General features: G+C 41.0%; 1 protein-coding gene. It reads left to right on the top strand.

Annotation, left to right across the window (positions count from 1 at the left end; all coding sequences use genetic code 11):
• The first annotated feature begins 4 nt into the window (after positions 1-4).
• The gene (locus A7325_RS00015; protein ID WP_068403487.1) at positions 5-1,312 is read left to right on the top strand and encodes an RNA-guided endonuclease InsQ/TnpB family protein; all 1,308 of its coding nucleotides are present in this window, start codon (positions 5-7) and stop codon (positions 1,310-1,312) included.
• Positions 1,313-1,372 lie beyond the last annotated feature (60 nt).

Genomic DNA, 1,372 nt, shown 5'->3' with positions numbered 1-1,372 from the left:
CATTATGAAAATTAATAAAGCGTACAAATTTAGGCTTGAGCCTAATGCAGAACAAGAGGTTATCTTAAATAACCTTGTTGGTTCTGCACGTTTTGTTTGGAATCAAGTGCTTGCGGTATCGTTTGAGATGTTTGCTAAAAATGAGTTTATTAATGCAACCAATTTGGTTAATAAAATCATGGATATTAAAGCAAATCCTGAGTTTGCCTTCTTAAAAACAAGCTCTAACGCGGTGTCTTTACAACAAAAAATTCGTGATCTCGCTTCTGCTTGGTCACGCTTTTTTGACTCTAAAGTTCATGCACGATTGAAAGAGAATAAGAAAAAACCTAAAAAGCCTAAGTTCTTCAAGCTTGCTGATGGCACAGAAATCCAATTACGCCCGCTTATGCCGCGCTTCAAGCGCAAATCAGATGGGTGTGATTCAATACGCTTGGTACAGTTTGATAAATATTGCCGTGTTGAAGGCAATCGTGTCAAACTACCGAATGGTGTAGGTTTTGTGAAGTTTAGAAAATCTCAAGACATTCTTGGGATAATTAAAAACGTCACCATCAGCAAGAAATCCGGTCATTGGTACGTGTCGTTTGGCACTGAGCGAGAGTTGGAACAGAACCCAATTCACCCTTCTAAAACCGCCATTGGTATTGATCTAGGTGTCAGTAAATTAGTTACCGGCTCAAACGGTCAGTGCTTTAAACCTAAGAGCAGCTTTAAAGCCAATCAAGGCAAACTAGCAAAGCTACAGCGCCAATTAAGTCGTAAGGTCTTATTTAGCCAAAATTGGAAAAAGCAAAACCGTAAAATCCAAAAGCTTCACCATCACATTGCCAATATTCGCCATGACTACTTGCATAAAATCAGCACTGACATCAGCAAAAACCACGCCATGATTGTCTGTGAGGATTTAAAAGTAGTTAATATGTCGGGATCTGCAAGCGGGACTCTTGAAAATAAAGGTCGCAATGTCAAAGCCAAGTCAGGATTGAACAAATCAATTCTTGATCAGGGTTGGTCGATGGCGCTGACTATGCTTGAGTATAAACAGCAATGGCAAGGCGGGTTACTGATTAAAGTAAACCCGCGTTATACAAGCCAAACCTGCTTTGAATGCAAGCATGTTGCAAAAGAAAATAGACGTACCCAAGCAAAATTTGAGTGCGTTGAATGTGGTTATATTGCGAATGCAGATGTTAATGCAGCTCGTAATATTCTTGCGGCAGGACATGCCGTTTTGTCTGTCGAGGGAAGATGCAGTAAAGGTCGCCCGTTGAAGCAGAAAACTTGCGACGGTCGTGAGAAAGTCGCCTAAGAGCTTTTGCTTTTAGAATCCCCCGCTTGAGCTTGTCGAAAGTGGCGGGAGTATGTCAAC

This window comes from Psychrobacter sp. SHUES1 (assembly GCF_001652315.1).
Taxonomy (GTDB): domain Bacteria; phylum Pseudomonadota; class Gammaproteobacteria; order Pseudomonadales; family Moraxellaceae; genus Psychrobacter; species Psychrobacter faecalis.
Note: the sequence above shows the minus strand (reverse complement) of the source record. Positions and strands in the feature narration are given on the sequence as shown.